Annotated in this window: 18 protein-coding genes and 1 pseudogene; 18 read left to right on the top strand and 1 reads right to left on the bottom strand. The window is 61.3% G+C overall.

What is annotated here, in order from left to right; all coding sequences use genetic code 11:
• The first annotated feature begins 311 nt into the window (after nt 1-311).
• The 11 genes and pseudogenes from ACPQ6D_RS08860 (at nt 312) to ACPQ6D_RS08910 (ending at nt 10,145) form a co-directional block, all read left to right on the top strand.
• A complete protein-coding gene (locus ACPQ6D_RS08860) occupies nt 312-725 on the top strand; it encodes a GxxExxY protein (RefSeq protein WP_423223956.1) in 414 nt (137 codons plus the stop codon).
• A gap of 197 nt (nt 726-922) precedes the next feature.
• A pseudogene (locus ACPQ6D_RS08865) lies at nt 923-2,032 on the top strand (type I restriction endonuclease); the annotation flags it as partial.
• Between the two features lie 86 nt (nt 2,033-2,118).
• Nucleotides 2,119-2,262 (top strand): hypothetical protein, encoded by a 144-nt coding sequence (locus ACPQ6D_RS08870; protein ID WP_423223957.1) that lies wholly within the window; start codon nt 2,119-2,121, stop codon nt 2,260-2,262.
• A gap of 239 nt (nt 2,263-2,501) precedes the next feature.
• Entirely contained in the window at nt 2,502-2,723 is a 222-nt protein-coding gene (locus tag ACPQ6D_RS08875) for a hypothetical protein (protein ID WP_423223958.1), read from the top strand.
• 130 nt (nt 2,724-2,853) lie between these two features.
• Complete coding sequence (locus ACPQ6D_RS08880) at nt 2,854-3,126, top strand: PIN domain-containing protein (protein ID WP_423223959.1); 273 nt, start codon at nt 2,854-2,856, stop codon at nt 3,124-3,126.
• A gap of 327 nt (nt 3,127-3,453) precedes the next feature.
• Nucleotides 3,454-4,581, top strand: a complete 1,128-nt coding sequence (locus ACPQ6D_RS08885; RefSeq protein ID WP_423224131.1) for an ABC transporter substrate-binding protein — start codon at nt 3,454-3,456, stop codon at nt 4,579-4,581.
• Between the two features lie 9 nt (nt 4,582-4,590).
• On the top strand, nt 4,591-5,502 hold the full coding sequence (locus ACPQ6D_RS08890) for an ABC transporter permease (RefSeq protein ID WP_423223960.1): 912 nt from the start codon (nt 4,591-4,593) through the stop codon (nt 5,500-5,502).
• Nucleotides 5,499-6,296, top strand: coding sequence for an ABC transporter permease (locus ACPQ6D_RS08895; protein WP_423223961.1), 798 nt, complete (start codon nt 5,499-5,501; stop codon nt 6,294-6,296). The genes ACPQ6D_RS08890 and ACPQ6D_RS08895 overlap by 4 nt, the downstream gene beginning before the upstream one ends.
• Nucleotides 6,297-6,300: 4 nt before the next feature.
• On the top strand, nt 6,301-7,353 hold the full coding sequence (locus ACPQ6D_RS08900; RefSeq protein ID WP_423223962.1) for an ABC transporter ATP-binding protein: 1,053 nt from the start codon (nt 6,301-6,303) through the stop codon (nt 7,351-7,353).
• A gap of 68 nt (nt 7,354-7,421) precedes the next feature.
• Nucleotides 7,422-9,122, top strand: a complete 1,701-nt coding sequence (locus tag ACPQ6D_RS08905) for an acyl-CoA dehydrogenase family protein (protein WP_423223963.1) — start codon at nt 7,422-7,424, stop codon at nt 9,120-9,122.
• A 168-nt stretch (nt 9,123-9,290) separates the two neighbouring features.
• Entirely contained in the window at nt 9,291-10,145 is an 855-nt protein-coding gene (locus ACPQ6D_RS08910; protein WP_423223964.1) for a choice-of-anchor J domain-containing protein, read from the top strand.
• A 220-nt stretch (nt 10,146-10,365) separates the two neighbouring features.
• On the opposite strand, the gene relA is transcribed toward ACPQ6D_RS08910, so the two are convergent.
• Complete coding sequence (gene relA / locus ACPQ6D_RS08915; protein ID WP_423223965.1) at nt 10,366-12,552, bottom strand: GTP diphosphokinase; 2,187 nt, start codon at nt 12,550-12,552, stop codon at nt 10,366-10,368.
• 189 nt (nt 12,553-12,741) lie between these two features.
• On the opposite strand from relA, the gene ACPQ6D_RS08920 reads away from it, so the two are divergent.
• The 7 genes from ACPQ6D_RS08920 to ACPQ6D_RS08950 are packed head-to-tail and all read left to right on the top strand — an operon-like array spanning nt 12,742 to nt 21,586.
• Nucleotides 12,742-13,956 carry an N-acetyltransferase gene (locus ACPQ6D_RS08920; protein WP_423223966.1) on the top strand — a complete coding sequence of 405 codons (1,215 nt, stop codon included), beginning with the start codon at nt 12,742-12,744 and terminating at the stop codon, nt 13,954-13,956.
• Between the two features lie 25 nt (nt 13,957-13,981).
• Nucleotides 13,982-14,971 (top strand): sensor histidine kinase, encoded by a 990-nt coding sequence (locus ACPQ6D_RS08925; protein WP_423223967.1) that lies wholly within the window; start codon nt 13,982-13,984, stop codon nt 14,969-14,971.
• Nucleotides 14,961-15,647: a response regulator gene (locus ACPQ6D_RS08930; protein ID WP_423223968.1), complete on the top strand. Its 687-nt coding sequence runs from the start codon at nt 14,961-14,963 to the stop codon at nt 15,645-15,647. Before ACPQ6D_RS08925 ends, ACPQ6D_RS08930 begins: the two co-directional genes overlap by 11 nt.
• 41 nt (nt 15,648-15,688) lie before the next feature.
• Nucleotides 15,689-16,219: a GNAT family N-acetyltransferase gene (locus ACPQ6D_RS08935; RefSeq protein ID WP_423224132.1), complete on the top strand. Its 531-nt coding sequence runs from the start codon at nt 15,689-15,691 to the stop codon at nt 16,217-16,219.
• A gap of 5 nt (nt 16,220-16,224) precedes the next feature.
• On the top strand, nt 16,225-18,168 hold the full coding sequence (locus ACPQ6D_RS08940; RefSeq protein WP_423223969.1) for a histidine kinase N-terminal 7TM domain-containing protein: 1,944 nt from the start codon (nt 16,225-16,227) through the stop codon (nt 18,166-18,168).
• Nucleotides 18,169-18,173: 5 nt separating this feature from the next.
• Nucleotides 18,174-19,217, top strand: coding sequence for a 30S ribosomal protein S1 (locus tag ACPQ6D_RS08945; protein ID WP_423223970.1), 1,044 nt, complete (start codon nt 18,174-18,176; stop codon nt 19,215-19,217).
• A gap of 17 nt (nt 19,218-19,234) precedes the next feature.
• Nucleotides 19,235-21,586 (top strand): FtsK/SpoIIIE family DNA translocase, encoded by a 2,352-nt coding sequence (locus ACPQ6D_RS08950; RefSeq protein ID WP_423223971.1) that lies wholly within the window; start codon nt 19,235-19,237, stop codon nt 21,584-21,586.
• The last annotated feature ends 64 nt before the right edge of the window (nt 21,587-21,650 follow it).

Below are 21,650 nucleotides of genomic sequence, written 5' to 3' on the forward strand. Positions count from 1 at the left end.
GCCGTCGAGAACTTCGTCCGTGACCTGCAGGGGATTTGGATCGCGGAGGCGCGAAGACTTCGGGTCGCGAAGGCACGAAGACTTCGGATCGCGAACGCACGAAGACTTCGGATCGCGAACGCACGAAGACAACGAAGAGCGCGAAGCACGAAGTACACGAAGGGGACGCGCCGCAGCGAGCGCCTTCGCGCTTCGTGGTCTTCGTGCACCTTCGCGTCTTCGCGATCCAAAGTCTTCGCGATCCAAAGTCTTCGCGATCCAAAGTCTTCGCGATCCAAACACCTTCCCGTCCAATCTTTCTGAGGTGATACATGAGCCATCAGTTTGAACCTTTGTCCTACAAGATCTTCGGCGCCTGCATCGCCGTTCAGCGGCAGCTAGGTCCCCACTGCATGGAAGTGGACTACCAGCGCGCCCTGGAGATCGAACTACGCAAGTTGGGGCTGGAGTACATCCGCGAGGCCGAGATTCCGATCGTCTACGATGGTATCGAGGTGACGCGGCGTCGCGTGGATTTTGTAATTTGGGATGATACCCATACCAATCTCCTGGAAACCAAAGCGGCAAAAGCGTTTCGCCCCGAAGATGTCGAACAATGCCAGCTTTATCTGCGCAACGGCAACTTCCGTGTGTGTCAACTGGCGAATTTCGGCCAGGTGCCGCTCGGCAAGGACCGTTTCGTATGGACGCCCAACGGCCCGGCATTACACGGGCCGCATCCGTAGGGGAACTGGAAGTGCGAAGGCGCGAGGACTTCGGATCACGAAAACGCGAAGACAACGAAGGGCGCGAAGCGCGAAGTACACGAAGGGGGCACGCCGCGGCAAGCGGCCTTCGTGCTTCGTGGTCTTCGTGCACCTTCGCGTCTTCGCGATCCAAAGTCTTCGCGATCCAAACACCCCCGTGACACCGGGAGTCATCCATGTTCAACGAACAAAACGCCGTCGAGAACTACGTCCGTGACCTGCTCTGCGGCCCGCAGCCAGCTGCCGGTGTGCGCATCGGCGAGCCTCGCGCCGCCTACCGTGCGGAAGTAGCCACGCCGCAGCCGCAAAGCCTCGGCTGGAGCTTCCTGCCCGGCGCGCAGCTCCCGCGCGCCACAACCGACGTGCTGGTCGAGTCACACCTGCGCGACGCGCTGATCCGCCTCAACCCGGAGATCGCGGCTCGGCCCGACCGCGCCGACGAGGTGCTTTACCGGCTGCGCGCCATCCTGCTCTCGGTCAACGCGGACGGCCTGGTGCGCGCCAACGAGGAGTTCGCCGCCTGGCTGCGCGGGGAGCGCTCGATGCCGTTCGGGCCGCGCGGGGAGCACACGGGCGTCCGGCTGGTGGATTTCGACGCGGTGGTGAACAACCGCTGCCTGGTCGCTACGCAGCTCGTGTTCACCGCCGGCGCGCAGACGCGGCGCTTCGACCTGGTCCTGTTCGTCAACGGCATCCCGCTGGTCGTCGGCGAGGCCAAGACCCCCACGCGGCCGGCCGTGTCGTGGCTCGACGGCGCGATCCAGGTGCACGACGACTACGAGGTCAACGTCCCCGCGTTCTTCGCGCCCAACGTCCTCTCCTTCGCCACCGAAGGCAAAACCTACCGGTTCGGCGCGATCCGCATGTCGCTCGATCTGTGGGCGCCCTGGCGCGAAGAACCCCCACTCCTGTCCCGACAGGAGAGGGGGCAGGGGGTGAGGACCGGACTTCCCGAAGTCGAAACCGCGGTCCGGGGCATGCTGCGCCTCGACGTCATCCTTGATATCCTGCGCCACTTCACCGTCTTCGCCACCGACAAAGGGCGCCGCAAGATCAAGATCATCTGCCGCTTCCAGCAGTACCACGCGGCCAACCAGATCGTCGAGCGGGTGGTCAAGGGGCGGATCAAGAAGGGGCTGATCTGGCACTTTCAAGGCTCCGGCAAGTCGCTGCTGATCGTCTTTGCCGCGCAGAAGCTGCGCCTGCACCCCGATCTGCGCAACCCCACCGTGCTGGTCGTCGTGGATCGGGTGGACCTCGACACGCAGATCACCGGCGCCTTCAACCCGAGCTTTTCCACGAAACCCGCACCGAGGCGACGCCCGCGATCATCGAGCGCATCGTCAACGACATAGATGAGATCGTCCGCCTGGTGCGCTTCCCCGGCTGGCAGACCACCAGCGCCGGCGAGCGCGAGGTCAAGCAGGCGCTGCGGCGCACGCTGCTGAAGTACCAGTTGCACCGGGATCAGGAGCTGTTTGACAAGGCGTATGGATACATCAGGGAGTATTATTGAGGGGGAGCGGAACTCCGCTCGTATTGTGAGCTTTGAGGCAACAGTGGTGAGATCATGCTTGCGTCATCCTGGAGTGACGAATTGCCTGATCGCCTCTTTGGCCGTCTGATGGTCGTCAGCGCGCAATAGAGCTACTGGGAAGTTCCTTCCATGACTTTGTTGGACACGAAAGGCTGCCACGGGTATAATGCGCGCAGCGGGTGTCTGCAACACGTTATCTTCAGATCGAGGTGATATTCATGATTGATCAAACCAGCCTTGATACCCTGTTGCGGCGAGTGGACTTGCTAGGCCGCGAAGTTGAGCAATTGCGACGCGATCTGCTGCGCGGGCTAACAGCTCCACCCGCATTGTCTCAACGTAAACCATCTCTCTTCGGCAGCGTTCGGGCCGGAGATATTACGGGCGAGATGATCGAGGATGCTAAGCGGGAACTTTTCCCGTCGTATGACGACCTGTGAGCGCAGGAGGAACGGCCATGCTCTACGTCATTGACACGCATGTCCTCATCTGGTACTTCACCGGCAATAGGCGTCTTTCGGAAGACGTGCGCAACACGATTGACCAGGTACGGCAACAGGGGGACGTCTGTTGGTTCCAACGATTGTTCTGGCGGAGGCCCTCAACATTGCGGCCAAGGGGCGAGTGGTGTTTGATTTTGACCTGCTCTATCAACTCGTGCTCAACGAACCTGAGTTTGAGATCGCCGAGTTTGGCGTCGAGGTTTTTGAGGAGACGTTGCGAGTCAGCAAAATTCCCGAGATCCACGACCGTATCATTGTGGCGACGTCCCTGTTCTATGGAGCCAACTTACTCACCAAAGATGGAGTGATCCGGTCATCGGGCGAGGTCAACATCCCATAACCCTCCGACTGAAATTCAGCGGAGGCCATGTGCTGCATGAAGCAGCGATTAACACCGATCCCCCTGCGCGCTTTGCCGATGCGGGCGAACGGTGTTAGAATAATCTCTGTATCGAGGCTCTTGTTTCCTCTTTGCCCCGCCCGTGGGGCCAATCTGCCAGCCACAAGGAGGTGGACCCGCACACGATTGACGGTCGGCGGCGCCTGTGGGCGCTCCCTATTCCCCACGCGAACATACCGTTTTCATACTCTGACTGCAGTGCCCGGACAAGCGGATTTTGCTTGTCCATACCAAAAGGAGAGACAAGAAGTGAGCAAGTCCCGTTTGATGCACCTGAGCATCCTGATCACCGTGTTAGCGCTGCTCATCGCAGGCTGCACCCCCGCCGCCCCCGCCGTCAAGTCCCCAGAACCTGTCGTCTCAGGCATGACCGCCGAAATGATGAAACTCATTGATGCGGCCAAGACAGAAGGCACCCTCACCACCATCGCCCTGCCGCACGACTGGTGCAATTACGGCGAGGCCATCGAGGGCTTCAAGACCAAGTACGGCCTGAAGGTCAACGAACTGAATCCCGATGCCGGCTCTGGCGACGAAGTCGAAGCCATCAAAGCCAACAAAGACAACAAAGGCCCGCAGGCGCCTGATGTGATTGACGTCGGCTTTGGCTTTGGTCCGCAGTTGGTGGATGAGAAGCTGGTGCAGCCCTACAAGGTCAGCACCTGGGACACCATCCCGGCCGACACGAAGAACGTGGATGGCTACTGGTACGGCGACTATTACGGCGTGCTGGCGTTCGAAGTCAACAAGGACGCGGTGAAGAACGTGCCGCAGGACTGGGCCGATCTGCTCAAGCCGGAGTACAAGGGTCAAGTGGCCTTGTCCGGCGACCCGCGTGCCTCGGCGCAGGCGCAGATGAGCGTTTTCGCGGCGGCCCTGGCCAACGGCGGTTCGCTCGACAACGTGGCGCCTGGCCTGGAGTTCTTCAAGCAGTTGAACGCGATGGGCAACTTCGTCCCCGTGATCGCCAAGCAGGCGACCGTCGCCAAGGGCGAAACCCCGGTGATCACGCGCTGGGACTACAACGCCCTGGCCGACAAGGCTGCCCTGGCCGGCAACCCCAACATCGAAGTGGTGATTCCCAAGACGGGCGTCATCGCGGGCGTTTACATCCAGGCCATCAGCGCCTACGCGCCACATCCCAACGCGGCCAAGCTGTGGATGGAGTATCTGTATTCGGACGAAGGCCAGATCATCTGGCTGAAGGGTGGCTGCCACCCGATTCGCTACAACGACTTGGTCAAGCGCAATGTGATCCCCGCCGAAGTCACGGCCAAACTGCCCGCGGCCGAACTCTACGCCAAGGCCGTCTTCCCGACCATCGAGCAAATCAACAACGCCAAGAAGGCGATCACCGATGGCTGGGACAAAGTCGTCGGCGCCGATGTGAAGTAGCACTGAGCCGTGGCGAGCACACCGCAACCCACACCTTCTCTACTGCGGGGCGCGCCGCTGGCGCGCCCCGCGCGCCGCGCCAACTGGGCGTGGCTGGGCGTCGCGCCTTTCTTGATCTTCGCCCTCTTTTTCCTGTTCCTGCCTTCGCTCTCGCTGTTCATTGGCAGTTTTCAGGATAATCAAGGGCAGTTCACCCTGGCCAACATCCAGGGACTGTTCACACCCTCCATCCTCAGCGCCTACTCGATCACGATTCGCATCAGCCTTTTTACGGCGGTCATTGGCGGGCTGTTCGGTTTCTTCCTGGCCTATTCGGCGACGTTGGTGGGCCTGCCGCGCTGGGTGACCGATGGCATGGCGACCTTCAGCGGCGTGGCGTCCAACTTCGCCGGCGTGCCGCTGGCCTTCGCCTTCATCGCCACGCTGGGCCGCCTGGGGCTGGTGACAGTCTTGCTCAAGAACGTCTTCGGGTTCAATCTGTATGATCATGGTTTCAACCTCTACAGTTTTTGGGGGTTGAGCGTGACCTATCTCTATTTCCAGTTCCCGTTGATGGTGCTCATCATTACCCCGGCGCTGGAAGGGCTGCGCCGCGAGTGGCGCGAGGCGGCCGAAAACCTGGGCGCCACCGGCTGGCAGTATTGGCGCTACGTGGGGCTGCCCGTGCTGATGCCCTCGCTGCTGGGCGCGATGATTCTCCTCTTCGGCAATGCGTTTGGCGCTTACGCCACCGCGCTCTCCCTGACCGGTGGTCTGATCAACCTGGTGACAATCCTCATCGGCTCGCAGATCAAGGGCGATGTGCTGCACAACCCCGGCCTGGGATACGCCCTCGCGCTGGGGATGGTCGTGGTGATGGCGGTCTCCATGGCCATCTACTACGTGCTGCGCCGCCGCAGTGAAAGGTGGCTGCGCCTATGAGACGCAACATGCTCTGGGGCTGGCTGTGGACCGCCCTCGGTATTCTTTACTTCTTCGTGCCGCTCTACGCCACCCTGGACTTTTCGCTGCGCGCCAAAAGAGGGCAGCTCAGCTTGCTGGCGTACCAGCGCGTGCTGGCCGATCCGGCGTTTCGCAAAACCCTGTTCTTTTCGCTGGAGATGGCCGTGCTGACGATCTTGGTCAGCCTGGTGCTGATCGTCCCCACAGCGTATTGGATTCGCCTCCGTTTACCCAAACTGCGACCGGTGGTCGAATTCATCACCTTGATGCCGTTTGTGGTGCCTGCCATTGTGCTGGTTTTCGGACTGATCCGGGTGTATGGCGGAGGCTTCTTGCCGCTCACGAACTTCCGCGCCGGCACCAACATGCTGCTGGTGGCTGCCTACGTCGTCCTGGCGCTGCCGTACATGTACCGCGCCGTGGATACAGGTCTCGCCGCGATTGATGTGCGCACGTTGACCGAGGCGGCGCAGAGCCTGGGCGCGGGCTGGGGCGCGATTCTGCTGCAGATCATCTTCCCCAACCTGCGCTCTTCGCTGCTCAGCGGCGCCTTCCTTACGTTGGCCACCGTCGTGGGCGAGTTCACCATCGCCAGCTTCCTGGTTGGCATCAATGCCTTTGGGCCGTACATGTCGCTGGTTGGACAGAACAAAACCTATGAATCGTCTGCCCTGGCTATCATCAGTTTTGCCCTGACCTGGTTGTTCATGGGGCTGATTCAATTCTTCGGGCGCGGTCAACCGGGCCAACGCCAACTTGTGGGGACAAGGTGACGCCATGGGATTCTTAACCCTGACAAACATCTCCAAAGTGTTCGGTAACAGCCTTGCGGTACGCGACTTCAACCTCGATGTCGAACGAGGTGAGTTCGTTTCTTTCCTGGGACCGAGCGGCTGCGGCAAGACGACCACACTGCGCATGATTGCCGGTTTCGAGCTGCCCACCACGGGAACGATTGTCGTCAACGGCCAGGACATCACGAACAAGCCGCCCAACCAGCGTCATGTGGGCATGGTTTTCCAGTCCTACGCGCTCTTCCCCAACATGACGCTGGCCGACAACGTCGGGTTTGGCCTCAAGATCGCCCGCACACCCAAGGCTGAAATTGACCGCACCGTGGCCGAAATGCTCGACGTGATTCATCTACCCGGCTTCGGCAGCCGCTACCCTCATCAGCTGTCGGGCGGCCAACAGCAGCGCGTCGCGCTCGCGCGCGCCTTGGCGATCCATCCGCAGGTGCTGCTTCTGGATGAGCCGCTCTCCGCGCTAGACGCCAAGATCCGGGTCGAACTGCGGACTGAGATTCGCCGCATCCAACGCCAGCTCGGCATCACCACGATTTATGTCACCCACGACCAGGAAGAGGCCCTCTCCCTGTCCGATCGCATCGTAGTCATGAGCGCGGGCAAGGTGGAGCAAATCGGCACGCCGTTCGAGATCTACAATTACCCCAAGACCGCGTTCACGGCCGCGTTCATCGGCCAGCTCAACATGCTTCCGGTCACCGTCGCCGACCCAAAAAGCGGACTATGCTCATTCAAGGGCCATCCGATTCCAACGGGTCAGCCGATCGAAGCAGAGGTCGGCGCCAGCAAGCACCTGGCCATCCGCCCGGAGGAGCTGGCGCTGGGCGACGCCCCAGATTGCATTCTCTTGCCGGGCCGCGTGGAAAGCGTGACATTCCTGGGCAGCATTGTCCGCGCGCGGGTTGACTTGGGCGGAGCCGTGCTGGCCGTGGACATCTTCAACGAGCGCTTGCTCACCCTGCCCCAGGTCGGCGAAACGGTGACAGTCAACTTTCCGCCGCACGCGTGCTGGGTCATGGAGTAGGCGTCAGCGGCCTCACCCCGTGCACTCAAGCCAGCCTCCCACTCAATCTCTGATCTCAGGTAACAGGCATGATTCTTCTCAACCCCAAGCACCTTGATCGTTATTACCCCGATGAGCGTTCACGCGCCATTATGCAGAAAACGGTGGCCTTCTTCGAGCAAAAAGGCAAGCTGAAGCTCAAGGCCGACGATTACGATCGCGTGTGGTACGCGGACCTGCTCGATTTTGTCAAGCGTGAAGGCATTTTCGCCACTCTGCTCACCCCCTCTGGCTACGGCGACGGCGACGCCGACGCACGCTGGGACACGTGGCGCAACTGCGAGTTCAACGAAATCCTCGGTTTCTACGGCCTGCCCTACTGGTACACCTGGCAGGTCACGATCCTGGGGCTTGGCCCCATCTGGATGAGCCAGAACGAGGACGCCAAGCGCCGCGCGGCGCAGGCGCTGCGCGACGGCGGCATCTTTGGCTTTGGCCTGTCGGAGAAGGAGCATGGCGCGGACATCTACGCCAGCGATATGCTCCTCGTGCCGCAGGCGGACGACGCCTATCTCGCGCGGGGCGACAAGTATTACATCGGCAACGCCAACCGCGCGGCCATGATCTCGACCTTCGGCAAGTTCAGCGACAGCCAGGACTACGTCTTCTTCGCCGTGGATTCGCAGCATCCGCGCTTTCAGCTCATACAGAACATCGTCGCCAGCCAGTCCTACGTCGGCGAGTTCATGTTGGACGACTACCCCATCACGGCCGCGGATATCCTCTCCCGCGGGCAGGACGCCTGGGACGCCTCGCTCAACACCGTCAACGTAGGCAAGTACAACCTGGGCTGGGCTTCGATTGGCATCTGCACGCACGCCTTCTACGAGGCCATCAACCATGCGGCCAACCGTTTCCTCTACGGCCGCGCGGTGACCGACTTCGGCCATGTGCAGCAGATGTTCACCGACGCCTACGCGCGGTTGGTCGCCATGAAACTGTTTGCCCTGCGCGCGGCCGACTATCTACGCTCCGCCTCGGCCAGCGATCGGCGCTACCTCTTGTACAACCCGATGGTCAAGATGAAGGTGACGACGCAGGGCGAAGAGGTGGTCAACCTGCTGTGGGATGTCATCGCGGCCAAGGGGTTCGAGCGCAGCATGTATTTCGAGATGGCCGCGCGTGACATTCGCGCGCTGCCCAAGCTGGAAGGGACGGTGCACGTCAACATTGCGCTCATCATCAAGTTCATGCCGAACTACTTCTTCAACCCCGCGGCTTACCCCGATGTGCCGCGGCGCGATGACGCGGCACACGACGATTTCCTCTTCCATCAAGGCCCGGCGCGTGGCCTGGGCAAGATTCGCTTCCACGACTACAACCTGGTCTTCAGCCGCTTCGATCTACCCAACGTCAACGTGTTCAAGGAACAGGTGGCCGTCTTCAAAGAGTTTTTGGGCCGCGCCACACCTAGCGAGGAGCAGGCGCTCGACACCGACTTCCTGCTGGCCCTGGGCGAATTGTTTGCACAGGTGGTCTACGCGCAGTTGATTTTGGAGAACGCCGAGATCTATCACGTACACGCAGACCTGGTGGATCAGATCTTTGACTTCATGGTGCGCGACGTCAGCCGCTACGCGCTGCAGCTCTACAGCAAGGCGAGCAGCACCGCGGCGCAGATGGCATTGGCGCTGCGCATGGTGCGCAAGCCAGTCTTCGATGAGGCGCGCTATCGCCGCGTCTGGGCCGAGGTGTACGGCTACAACGGCGCGTACGAGATGCAGCCCTAGCCAACAGCGCCCGCATCATGCGCAGATCCATGCTTATCCCCCGATGGGGCGTCTTGGCGATTTGGGCGTCGTCGGCTATAATGGGCGCTGCTTCCGTTACGCAGTTGCGTTTCTGTTTGTGTCCTGCTCTCGTTTCCGTTGGTTCCATATGAGAAAGGAATGAAAACCATGCTAAATCGTGCAAGTCGCGTATGGGTGACACTACTCGTCCTCGCGCTCTGCCTGAGCGTGTTGGCCCTGGGCGCCTCTGCCGCCGGCGGCCCCACCAAGTCCGATGCCGGCTCCGGCGCCCGCTTACCGCAGCACGCCGCCGCGGCCCCGCGTGCCCCCCTCGCCAGCTTCAGTGAAGGCTTCGAAGACATCACGCTGCTGCCCGGTATGGGTTGGGCGAATCAGAACAACAGCAGCCCCGTCGGGCTGACCGGTTGGTTCCAGGGCAACGACACCGTCTTCCCGGCCCAGGCCGGCAGCACGACGTCCTACCTCGGCGCCAACTACAACAACACCGCCGGCGTAGGCACCATCAGCAATTGGGAAATGACGCCTGTCGTGACCTTGTCGGCCGGGGACACCGTCTCCTTCTGGACACGCACTGCCGATGGCAGCATCTGGCCCGATCGCCTGCAGCTGCGCATGAGCCTGAACGGCGCCAGCACCAACGTCGGCACGCTCGCCACAGACGTCGGTGATTTCACCACCCTGCTGGTTGACGTCAATTCGACATTGACCGTCGGCGGCTATCCAGAGACCTGGACTCAGTACTCGGTTACGTTGACGTCTGCCCAGGTGCCGGCGCCCACGATGGGCCGCTTCGCGTTGCGCTACTTCGTGGAAAATGGCGGCCCTAGCGGCGATAATTCTAACTACATCGGCATTGATACCTTCGAGTACACCGCGGCCGCGCCAACGGCTGTGAGCCTGTCCACCCTGGGCGCACAGACCAACAGCAGCCTGCTGCCGCTCGCCGCGTTGACCCTGCTGGTTGCCGGCGCTGCCCTGATCCTCCGCCGCCGCATCGCCTGACGCGCGCGCAAGCGCTGACACAACTGCGTAAGTGTGCGAATTGGCCGAGCAGATGAGACACGAACCTTGTTCGTCACGGTAAAGTCGGGGCGTTGAACGCCAGCCGATTTCGACCACAGTGAGCAAAAAACAAAAGGCCAGGAGCGACGCTCCTGGCCTTTTGTTTTAGTAACCTGTGAGGCCAATTTGACGTAGAATGCCATGCGCACGCGTAGGCCGCTTATCCAGCCAGGCGGTGCGCTTCTACGACATTCGACAAGCGTTCGATGCGCGTGAGGATGCGGCTCAACTGCACGGTGCTGCTGATGTCCAGCGTCGCCGTGACAATGGCCAGGTTGTCCTTCAGACCGGTGCGCGCCTGCGCCTCGCGCAGGTTGATCTTCTCATCGGCTACCAGGCTGGCAATGTCGCGCAGCAGACCGCTGCGATCGTAGGCTCTCACGCTGATGCTGACCGGATAGGTCTGCTTCTCGCCCCCCCATTCCACCGAAATGAGGCGCTCTTGGTCTTTGGTGGAGAGAATGTTGGGGCAATCGCGGCGATGAATGGAAACCCCGCGTCCGCGCGTGACATAGCCGATGATGCTTTCGCCGGGCAGCGGTTTGCAGCAGCGGGCGTGATGAGTCAGCAGCCCTTCCACGCCAGAGACGCTGATGTCATCCAATTCGCTCGGCCGCTTGCCGGTGACAGCCTCTGGGGGAATCACCATGACGGGATCTTGCGGCCGCTCTTCTTCCAGCATGCGGCTGGCGATTTGCTGCGGATTGATGTCGCCAGCGCCAATCGCGCAGAAGAGATCATCCACCTTATCGTAGCCGAACTGCTTGGCCAGGGTTTCATAGCTGGGGGGCTGCACGCTTAAGCGGCGCAGCTCTTTTTCTAGCAGATCGCGGCCTTCGGTGATGTTTTCCTGGCGGTCTTGCTTACGAAACCACTGTCGGATCTTGCTGCGCGCTTTTTGGGTTTGCACGAAGCCAAGATGAGGATTGAGCCAATCACGGCTGGGGCCGCCCCGCTTGACCGTGATGATCTCCACCTGGTCGCCGTGCGACAGTTTGCTGTCCAGCGCCAGCATCTTCCCGTTGACGCGCGCGCCGCGGCAGCGATGACCGATCTCCGTATGCACTTCGTAGGCAAAGTCCACAGGCGTGGCCCCGGCCGGCAGGTCAATGATGTCGCCGCGCGGTGTAAAGGTGTAGACGCGGTCCTGGAAGATGTCGGTCTTGAGCGCGTCCACAAATTCCTGCGCCTCGCTCACTTCCTGACGCCATTCCATCAACTGCCGCAGCCAGGCAATTTTGTTCTCGAAAGCCACATCGCGCCGCGTCGGCTGCTCTTTGTAACGCCAATGCGCCGCAATGCCATATTCAGCCGTGTGCTGCATGTCGTTGGTGCGAATCTGAACCTCAAGCGGCCGCCCGCCGGGGCCAACCACGGCCGTGTGCAGCGAACGGTACTGATTCTCCTTCGGCGTGGCGATATAATCGTCAAACTCGCCGGGGATGGGACGCCACAGGCTGTGCACAATTCCCAAGGCCGCGTAGCAGTCGCGCACTTCATCCAACACCACGCGCACGCCCTGGGCGTCATAGATCTGATCGAAGTCAACGCCCTTGCGCTTCATCTTGCGCCAGATGCTGTAGATGTGTTTGGGCCGCCCATAGATATGCGCCTCGATGCCCATCTGGCGCAGCTCTCGCTCCAGCGTGTTGACCACCAGGCTAATGGCGCGTTCACGCTCCACGCGGCGCTGGTCAATGGCCTGCGCAATCGCCTTATAGGTGGCAGGATCCAAATAGCGAAAAGCCTGGTCTTCGAGTTCCCACTTGATTTGCCATATGCCCAGGCGGTTAGCCAGCGGCGCGAAGATTTCGAGCGTTTCACGTGCAATGCGCTTGCGTTTATGTTCGGGCAGGGCGCCCAGCGTGCGCATGTTGTGCAGACGGTCGGCCAGCTTGATGAGCACGACGCGAATGTCATCCACCATGGCGAGGAACATCTTGCGCAGCGATTCAGCTTTGGTGTCAGCCATGCGTTCTTGCGAACGCCGCAGCTCATTGATCTTGTCGAGCTTGGTCACGCCGTCTACGAGCTTGGCAATCTCTGGTCCAAAGTCCCGCTGCATCATTTCAATGGTATAGGGCGTGTCTTCGACCACATCATGCAGGAGAGCAGCCGCCAGGGTGGCCACGTCGAGATTGATCTCGGCCAGGATGCCGGCCACAGCCAGCGGGTGGTGCATATACGACTCGCCGGAGGCGCGCTGTTGGCCGGCGTGCGCCTGATCCGCCACGCGGTAGGCGCGTTCGATCAGCTCAAGATCTTGCGGAGTCAGGCTTTTGGACAGCATGTCCAGCAGCCCATCGAGCGTAGTTGGAGATGGTTGGTTGTTGTCACTGACAGTCATACGAACACCTCATTTATCCCTTCTCATTCTACTACAGCCATCCCGAAATGTGAAAACCCTGGCCGCGGGGCCAGCCCGCTGCGCGCGGTGTGACAAGTGGCAGCAAAACGTCATTTGCGATATAATCAACTCGTTGCGACCCCAACGTTGAGCTTGCTCGCCTGCTGCAATGATACCGATTGGTGAATCATGAAAACGGAACTCATTAACTTACGCGTCACCGAAGTGACGACGAACGGCGAAAAAATGCAGTTCATCAAGTTCCCCTGGCGCCTCTACAAGGGCGATCCTTACTGGGTTCCACCCTTGATCGGCGATCGCAAGGTCATGCTCGATCCCAAGAAGAACCCTTCTTTTGAGCACATGGAGGTGGCGCTTTTCCTGGCAACGGCGATCATCAAACAACCCAATATGACGATTGCGCCCGGCCTGCCCATGGCGCCCCTGGACAGCGAGGTTGTCGGCACCATTGCGGCGATCATCAATCACCGTCACAATGAATTTCACGATGAGCAGGTCGGCTTCTTCGGCTTTTTCGAATGCGTCAATGAACCACAGGTCGCCACGGCGCTGCTCGACGCGGCGTGCGAATGGGTGGCGGAGCGCGGCATGACGGCCATCCGCGGGCCGATGAACCTTTCGACGAACGATGAATGTGGGCTTTTGGTGGATGGCTTTGATTCATCACCGATGGTGATGATGACCTACAACCCGCCCTTTTATCCAGAGTTGATCGAACAGGCCGGTTTTCAGAAAGCCATGGATTTGCTCGCCTATTTCATGGATTTTGGCGAAGCGAGAGACCTCGGCCAGTTGCCCAGCAAGCTGACGCGCGTGGCAGAGAAAGTACGCAAACGCGGCGAAGTTCGCCTACGCCCGATTGACATGAAGGATTTTGCCCGCGAGGTGGAGCGCTTCAAGGAAGTGTACAATCAGGCCTGGGAGAAGAATTGGGGCTTTGTCCCCATGACCGAGGCCGAAATTGACCACCTGGCGAAACAGCTCAAGCAGGCGGTTGACCCGGACTTGATCTGGATTGCGGAGGTGGCGCAGGGGCCAGAGGAAGGGCGCGTGGTGGGCGTTGGCCTGACGCTGCCCGATGTCAATGTAGTGCTCAAGCGCATGAACGGTCGCGTCAACCCGATCACCATCCTGAAGGCGCTGTATTATCAGCGCAAGATCAAGGCCGCGCGCGTGATTGCGCTGGGTGTGGTCGAAGAATGGCGCGGGCGCGGGGTAGATGCGCTGCTCTATTATGAAACCGCGCGTGCAGGCCTGGCCAAAGGCTATCAGCGTGGCGAAGGCTCGTGGATTTTGGAGAGCAACGTGATGATGAACCGGGCCTTGCAGATGCTCGGCGGTCGGGTCTACAAACGCTATCGAGTCTACGAGAAGGCTCTCTAGCTCAGCGGCGTGCAAAGGAGAAGCGGTGCCTGGCGGGTGGCAACGAAATGACGATTGGCAGGTCGCGCTGGCCGATGTGGCGACCATGAGCGGCGCCGGGCGGGCGCAGCTTTGGCGCGGGGATGACTTGCTGGCGGATACGGTCCTGGACGAGGCCGCTGTGATCTGGCGCGAAGCACCAGTGGCGGTTGACGATGAACCGTGGGGACGGTTGCGACTGGCTTTTGCTACGCCAGCGGGCGCTGAGGCGATTACACGCCTGGCGGCGCACGCCGTCGCCCTGCAGCAGCTCGTGCAGCAGCAGCGGCAGCAGTGGCAGCAGGCACGCGCCGCCTCATTCGACATGCTCACGATCAACGAAGAAGAGTTTGGGCGCATCATCCTGGACATTCATGATGGGCCAGTGCAAAATATGTTTGCTGCGCTCTCCCAGGTCAACCTGCTGCAAAGTCAACTGGCGCAGCATGACGCTGGCCTGGCACTGGAAGACTACACCGAGCTGCAGAAGCGCCTGCCGCGCGTGTCGGGGCTGCTCGAAAGTTCGCTCACCGAAATTCGCAATTTCATCGGCTCGTTTCGGCCGCCTGAATTTGCCCGCCGCCAGTTACAGGCTGTTGTCGAAGGGCTGATCATCCAGCATGAGGAATTGACGGGCGGCACGGTTGACCTGGAAGTGGAAACCGCACTGCCGATGGTGCCGCTGCCGATCAAGATTGCCGTCTATCGGATTTTGCAGGAAGCCCTGTTCAACGCGCACAAACACGCAGGCGTCAGTCACCACGACGTGCGCCTGGGCATGGAGGACGGCAGTCTGTGCCTCACCGTGGCGGACCAGGGCGCCGGTTTCGACGCCCAGGCGGCCCTGTCAGCCGAGAACGAAGCAAAGGCCGGCCATCACATTGGCCTGCGCGGCATGCGCGACCGGGTCAAAATGGTGGGCGGCGCGTTTGAGATTGACAGCGTCCCTGGACAAGGCACACGCATCCAGGTGAGGATTCCGTTGTATGAGCAATAACGGCAGCAACCTTGCCTACGATCAACAGGCGGGATACCGTCCCATTCGCGTCGTCCTGGCGGACGACCATGAACTGGTGCTGAAAGGGCTGCGCGGCATTCTGAAGCAAGAGGCCGACATGGATGTGGTTGGCTCGGCTATGAATGGCCGCGACCTGCTGAGTGAAGTGCGCGCACAGCGACCCGATGTGGCGGTGATTGATATTCAGTTGCCGGATATGACCGGCCTGGAGTGCCTGGCCCAAATTCGGCGCGAAAATCTGCCGACGAAGGTTCTGATCCTGACGGCGTTCAGCGATGGTGAATCATTTCAGAGCGCGCTGGAGCTAGAGGCCGATGGCATCGCCCTGAAAACCGAACCGCCGGCGCAGACAGTGGCTGCCATCCGCCAGGTTCATCACGGCCAGTTGGTCTTTCCACGCGCCGCCCGCCGCTGGTTGGTCAGTCACGGGCAGCCCAAGTCAGAGCCAACGCTGCAGACGCTGTCAGAACGCGAGGACGAAGTTCTCGCCCTGGTTTCCCAGGGCATGACCAATGCGCAAATTGCCGACCGCCTGATGCTGAGCGAAAACACGGTCAAGTTTCATCTGCAGAACATCTACCAGAAGCTCGGCGTCAGCAATCGGACCGAAGCGGCTGCCACCTATTTTCAGCGGCCGCGCAGCGATAATAAGTAACCGTTGCAGCTCATTCCACATGGAAAGGTGCGGACTTGCCTGTGCACATTCGCCCGGCCAACCTGGCTGACCTATCTCGCTGTTATCACATCAGCGGCGCGTTCGAGACCGCTTACGTCTGGCAAGTGGATCAACGCGCAGAAGAAGACGTCATCACGGTGACGCTGCGCCTGGTGCGCCTGCCGCGACCGCTCAAGGCCTCCTATCCGCCGTGGGGCGAAGGGCTGCTCGATCAATGGGAGCGCGGCGACTGCGTGTTGGTCGCCGAAAACGGACAAGAGATTCTCGGTTACACGGTCATGAGCCTGCAGCCCGACCGCGAGTTAGGCTGGGTGGATCACCTGCTGGTAGCTGCGCCCAGCCGGCGTCAGGGCATTGGCACGGCGCTGCTGCGCGCCGCGCATGAATGGGGCGCACAGCGTGGGGTGCGCCGGCTCATGCTGGCCGTGCAGAGCAAGAATGACCCCGCCGTGCGTTTCTGTCGTAAACTGGGCCTTTCTTTTTGTGGATTCAATGAACGTTACTTTGTAAATTTGGATATAGCTTTGTTTTTTGGTGGATTCTTGAGATAGATAGTGTGTTTGCCATAGACTGGACACAAATTTTTGCTTTTGCCAATCTCATCTTGTCGTCGGCGACGGTCATCCTGGCGTTTTCGCTGCTGATCTATGTGCTGACGCACAATCTGCTCAGCGATGTGGGACGTTCCTTCGCCGCCTTGCTGGCCTGCGTCATGGTGGTTTATGCAGGCGATGTCGCTGTGGGGCGCGTCACCTCGGTGGCCGCGGCTGTACCCTGGCTGCGCTTCCAATGGCTGGGCATTGCCTTCATCCCCGCGGCCTATCTGCATTTCTCGCATGCGCTCCTTTCCACCACCAACTGGCGTTCACGGCGGCGTTTTGTGACGGTGATCGTGAGTTATGTCATTGGCGCCCTCTTGTGCGTGCTGGCCGTGTTCACCGATCTCCTGGTTTCTGATGGCAGCGTCAAACTGCCGGTGGCGCATCTTTCGCCCGGCCCTGTTTTTCCAGTTTACGTCCTTTTCTTTGCCGTCACGGCCCTCTTTGGCGCGCGTAACGTGTTCGAAGCGCGACGGCGCTGCCTCACCCCGGCGGCGCGCCGGCGCCTGAACTACCTGGGCGCCGCGTTTGCCGCGCCGGGCTTTGGCGTCTTTCCCTTCTTGATTCTCATCTCGGCGCCGTCCTTCTTTTCGCCGCTCGTCGTGCTCATCCTGGCCACCGCAGGCAACCTGGTGATCAACTTCATGCTCGTGGTGCTCACCTATACCGTTGCCTACTTCGGCGTCCTGGCGCCCGATCGCGTGGTGCGCCAGAGCCTGATGTACTACTTGCTGCGCGGTCCCATCTTGGGCACCTTGATCGTGATCCTGATCATTGCTATACCGGACACCCGACAACTCTGGGGTTTGCCACGCGAGATGGTGTTGGTCTCCGCGGTCGTGGCGACGATCATCCTCTTTCAGGTTGCCATTCACCTGGCTAAACCGCTGATTGATCGGCTGATCTACTGGCGCGACCGCGCCGAAGTAGCCTGGCTGGCCGAGATTGATCGTCATCTCCTCACCTCAACCGACCTGCGCCAGGTGCTGGAAAATGTCTTGGTGGCGCTGTGCGAGACGCTGCGCATGCCGGCTGGCTTTGTGGCAGCCGTGCCGGCTGACGAACGAATTCACCTGGAAGCCGTCGTTGGTCCGCGCGACGCCGCCGAAGCCTTCGTCCACAGCAGTGATTTTGAGGAAGCCCTGGCGCGCGTGGAGCCAGACAAAGGCGCACGCAACGGCAGTCAACCGCCGGCGCCCGAGATGTTGATCGTGGGCGGCACCTGGCTTTTTCCCCTGCATGAGCAAAATGGGGCTGGTCTGCTTGGTTGGTTGGGCCTGGCCATGGATCCAACCCAGCCAGTGCGGACAAGCCTGGCGACCGAGGAGCGCTTCATGGTGCATGCGCTCCTGCGTCAAGCCGCCAAGGCGTTGGAAGATCGCCAGGTGCAGCAAGGGCTTTTTGCGGCCCTGCGCACAATCATCCCCGAAATCGAACGCATGCAAGCATGGCGGAGCACCGTGCAGTACACCGGCGCCACGCCGCTGCCAGCCCTGGACGACGCCAGCCTGGTGGCGCAGCCAGACTTTGAACGCTGGGTGCGTGACGCGCTGACGCATTACTGGGGCGGACCAAAATTGACGTCCAGCCCCCTGCTCAAACTGCGCGTCGTGGGCGATCTGTTGGCCGAAAACGACAACAACCCCAGCCGCGCCCTGCGCACCGCACTCAAGCGCGCGATCGAGCTGCAGCGCCCCGGCGGCGATCGCAAATTGACGGCGACAGAATGGCTCTTGTACAATATCCTGGAAATGCGTTTTGTACAGGGTGAACGTGTACGTGACATCGCCACGCGCCTGGCGCTGAGCGAGTCTGATTTGTATCGTAAACAGCGAGTAGCCATCACAGAGGTGGCGCGGACACTCGCCGACATGGAAAAAGAGAAATTACAGCGGGAGTAGTAGATATGGTGTGGCGTCATAATAGTTATTCACAGTCGAAGCAAGCAGGTTCAGGTCATACAAACGAGGAGACCCCCCCGTGGGCGGAGGACGGCTATTGGGAATCCCTGTTAGCCGAGGGGGAAACCACCGTTTACGAACAACGGTCACTGCATGCGCCCTTGCCCTCGTTGGAGGAGCAACATTCAACGTACGAAGCCGCCCATGCGCTTGAGGCTGAACCGGACCCGTTGGCCGACCTGTCCCCCGAGGAACGTGATTGGCAATCGGTCGAGAAGGGATTTGCCGACAATCAGATCTATGACCTCATGGTGACCGCTTTCAATCGCGGCGGCCTGCTCGTCAGGCTCAATTCGCTCACCGGATTTGTCCCTTCCTCTCATCTGATCGGCCTGACCTATACCAACGATAATCGTCAGCTTTCCTTGGGCGTGCGCGTCGGCCACCCCATTCGCGTCCGCATTATCGAGTTGGACCGTACGCGCAACCGCTTGATCTTGTCTGAGCGGATTGGGCAAGAGGACGAGCGCCCGCCCGATGTGCTGAGCCAACTGCGCCCCAATGACTGCTGCACCGGAACCGTGAGCAATCTCTGCCACTTCGGCGCTTTTGTGGATCTGGGGGGCGGCGTCGAAGGCTTGATTCACATTTCTGAACTCTCCTGGGGCCGTGTGGGGCATCCGTCGGAAGTGCTTCAATTGGGGCAGCGCGTCTCTGTCTTTGTCATGGACATTGACAAGGACCAGCATCGCGTGGGATTGAGCCTCAAACGCATGACGCCCGATCCGTGGACGAGCGTGGAAGAGCATTACCACATTGGGCAACTGGTGCAAGGTGTTGTGACCAATGTCGTCAGCTTCGGCGCGTTTGTGCGCCTGGAGGAAGGCCTGGAAGGGTTGATCCATATCTCTGAGCTGGCCGAGGGTAGTTTCTTACACCCGCGCAATGTCGTCCAAGAGAATACCAATGTCACCGCGCGGGTCATTAGCATTGACCCAGCCAGCCGTCGCCTGGCGCTGAGCCTGCGTCGCCTGCAGACCCGCACGTAAGGGAACACCTGACCGCCATGCCAAAGACCCAATCGCCGCCGCCAGCCAAATCAACTGTGCAACCGCCGCCCAGTCCCGACTCGATGACAACCGAGACGATCGGCCTGGTCATCCTGGCGGTGGGCGCGGTCGCGCTGCTGAGCGTGGGGCAGGCAACGCCGGGCGCGGCGCCTCTCTTGCGCCAACTGTCCGGCTGGGGCGCCGTGCCGTTGAGCCTGGCGATCATGATCGCCGGCCTCTTGCTGATGGTGCAGCGCTTCGTCAAGATCACCTGGCGCTGGCCGATGATCGTCGGCGTTGAACTGCTGCTGACGGGACTGCTGGCGTTGACGCATCTGTGGTGGGGCGGGGATGACCCGCTGCGATGGGCGCAGGCGGGTCGCGGCGGCGGCTACTTGGGATGGGCGCTTAGCAGCCTCCTGCACGACAGCGTCGGTGCGGGCGTCAGCGCCCTGCTGTTGATTGTCATGGCCGGCGCCGGCGGCTATCTCATTCTGCGCCCCATCTGGCAATGGCTGCTTTACTACCTGCTGCGCGCGCTCGATTGGCTGCGCGGTGAAGCGCCGCGCTTTGATCCCACCGCCGGCCGCCAACTGGCCGCGCCGCCCCCAGCGCCCGTGTGGGAGCAAAACCCCCTGCCCGTTCCGCCCAAACCCCAACCAGCAGCCAAACGGCCCGCAACCGCTCCTCCCAAAGTTGGCGTCCAGGCAACGGCCCGATCCGCGCCCCCAACCGCCGTGGCCGCGTCCAGTGGAGAAGCGTCAGCAGCGGAGACTGCTGCGCCGCTGCGCCCCAGCCCGCGCCCGGCGGCCGCCGCGCCAGCCAAAGCCGCTGAGCCAGCCGCGCCCGGCCGCAAGCCAGCTATGCCCGCCCGTGCTGCGCCGCCGTCCCCGCCGGCTGTGGTCAACCCGGCCGCCCCGCCTGAACCGAAGCTGCCGCCGCTCAGTCTATTAGCGTCGGACAGCACACAACGCTTCGGCGAAGCGACTGTGCGTGAGATGGCAAACACGATCGAGCGCACCCTGGCCGCGTTCAATGTGCCGGCCAAGGTGGTCAACGTCAACCGCGGCCCCACCGTGACGCAGTTCGGCGTCGAACCGGGGTTCATCGAGCGCAACGGCGAGCGCTACAAGGTGCGCGTCAGCAAGATCGAGCGCCTGAGCGATGATCTGGCCCTGGCCCTGGCGGCGTCATCCATTCGTATCGAGGCGCCGGTGCCGGGACGCCCCTACGTGGGCATCGAGGTTCCCAATCCACGCAGCACGCTGGTCACACTGCGCGGTGTGCTCGAAAGCCCTGAATTTCAGAAAATTGGCAGCAACCTGGCCGTCGCGCTGGGCAAGGATGTCAGCGGCGCGCCCGTGGCCGCTGACCTGAGCAAAATGCCGCATCTGCTGATTGCGGGCGCCACCGGCGCAGGCAAGTCGGTCTGCATCAACGCCATCATCACCAGCCTGCTCTACAAGAACACGCCCGACACCGTGCGCTTCCTGATGGTAGACCCCAAGATGGTCGAGCTGCCCATCTACAACGGCATCCCGCACCTGCTGGCGCCGGTTGTCACCGAGGTGGAGGACGCCGTCGCCATGCTGACCTGGGCCACGGTGCAGATGGATGATCGCTATCGCAAGTTTGCCGAGGTGGGCGCGCGCAACGTGGCAAGCTACAACGAGAAGGCGGCCAAGCGCTCCGACATGACCCCGCTGCCCATGATCGTCGTCATCATTGATGAACTGGCTGACCTGATGATGAGCGCTCCCGATGACGTAGAACGCCAAATCTGCCGCCTGGCGCAGATGGCGCGCGCCACCGGCATTCACCTGGTGCTGGCGACGCAGCGCCCGAGCGTGGATGTGGTCACCGGCTTGATCAAGGCCAACTTTCCTGCGCGCATCGCGTTTTCCGTCACCACGCAGATTGATTCGCGCGTCATCCTGGACACGCCGGGCGCAGAGAAACTGCTCGGTCGCGGCGACATGCTGCTGATGCTGTCTGACAGCGCCAAGCTGCGCCGCGTGCAGGGCTGCTACGTCAGCGAGCGCGAGACCGAGCGCGTGGTCGCCTTCTGGCTGAAGCAAGCGCCGCCCGGCGACCATAAAGCGCCGCGACCGTGGGCAGGTTTGTTGGAGCAGCGTGAGGATGACAACGAACTGCAGGAAGCGCTCGGTGCGCTGCAAGGCCGCAAGCGCGTCTCCGCTTCGTTGCTCCAGCGCCAACTGCGCATCGGCTATCCCCGCGCGGCGCGGCTGATCGAACAGCTCGAAGCGAAGGGCTACGTCGGCCCGGATGAAGGCGGCGGGCGCTCGCGCCTGGTGCTGCTGGAGGAGGAGTCTGAGGTCGCCGACGATGGGGGAGACGAGGGGATTTAATCAAGCGTCAAGGATGTCGGCATCCGGCCGGAGTCGTAGCCTGCCCGGAAGTCTCGTGATGTCA

Source organism: Candidatus Amarolinea aalborgensis, from assembly GCF_900491745.1.
Classification (GTDB): Bacteria; Chloroflexota; Anaerolineae; order SSC4; family Amarolineaceae; genus Amarolinea; species Amarolinea aalborgensis.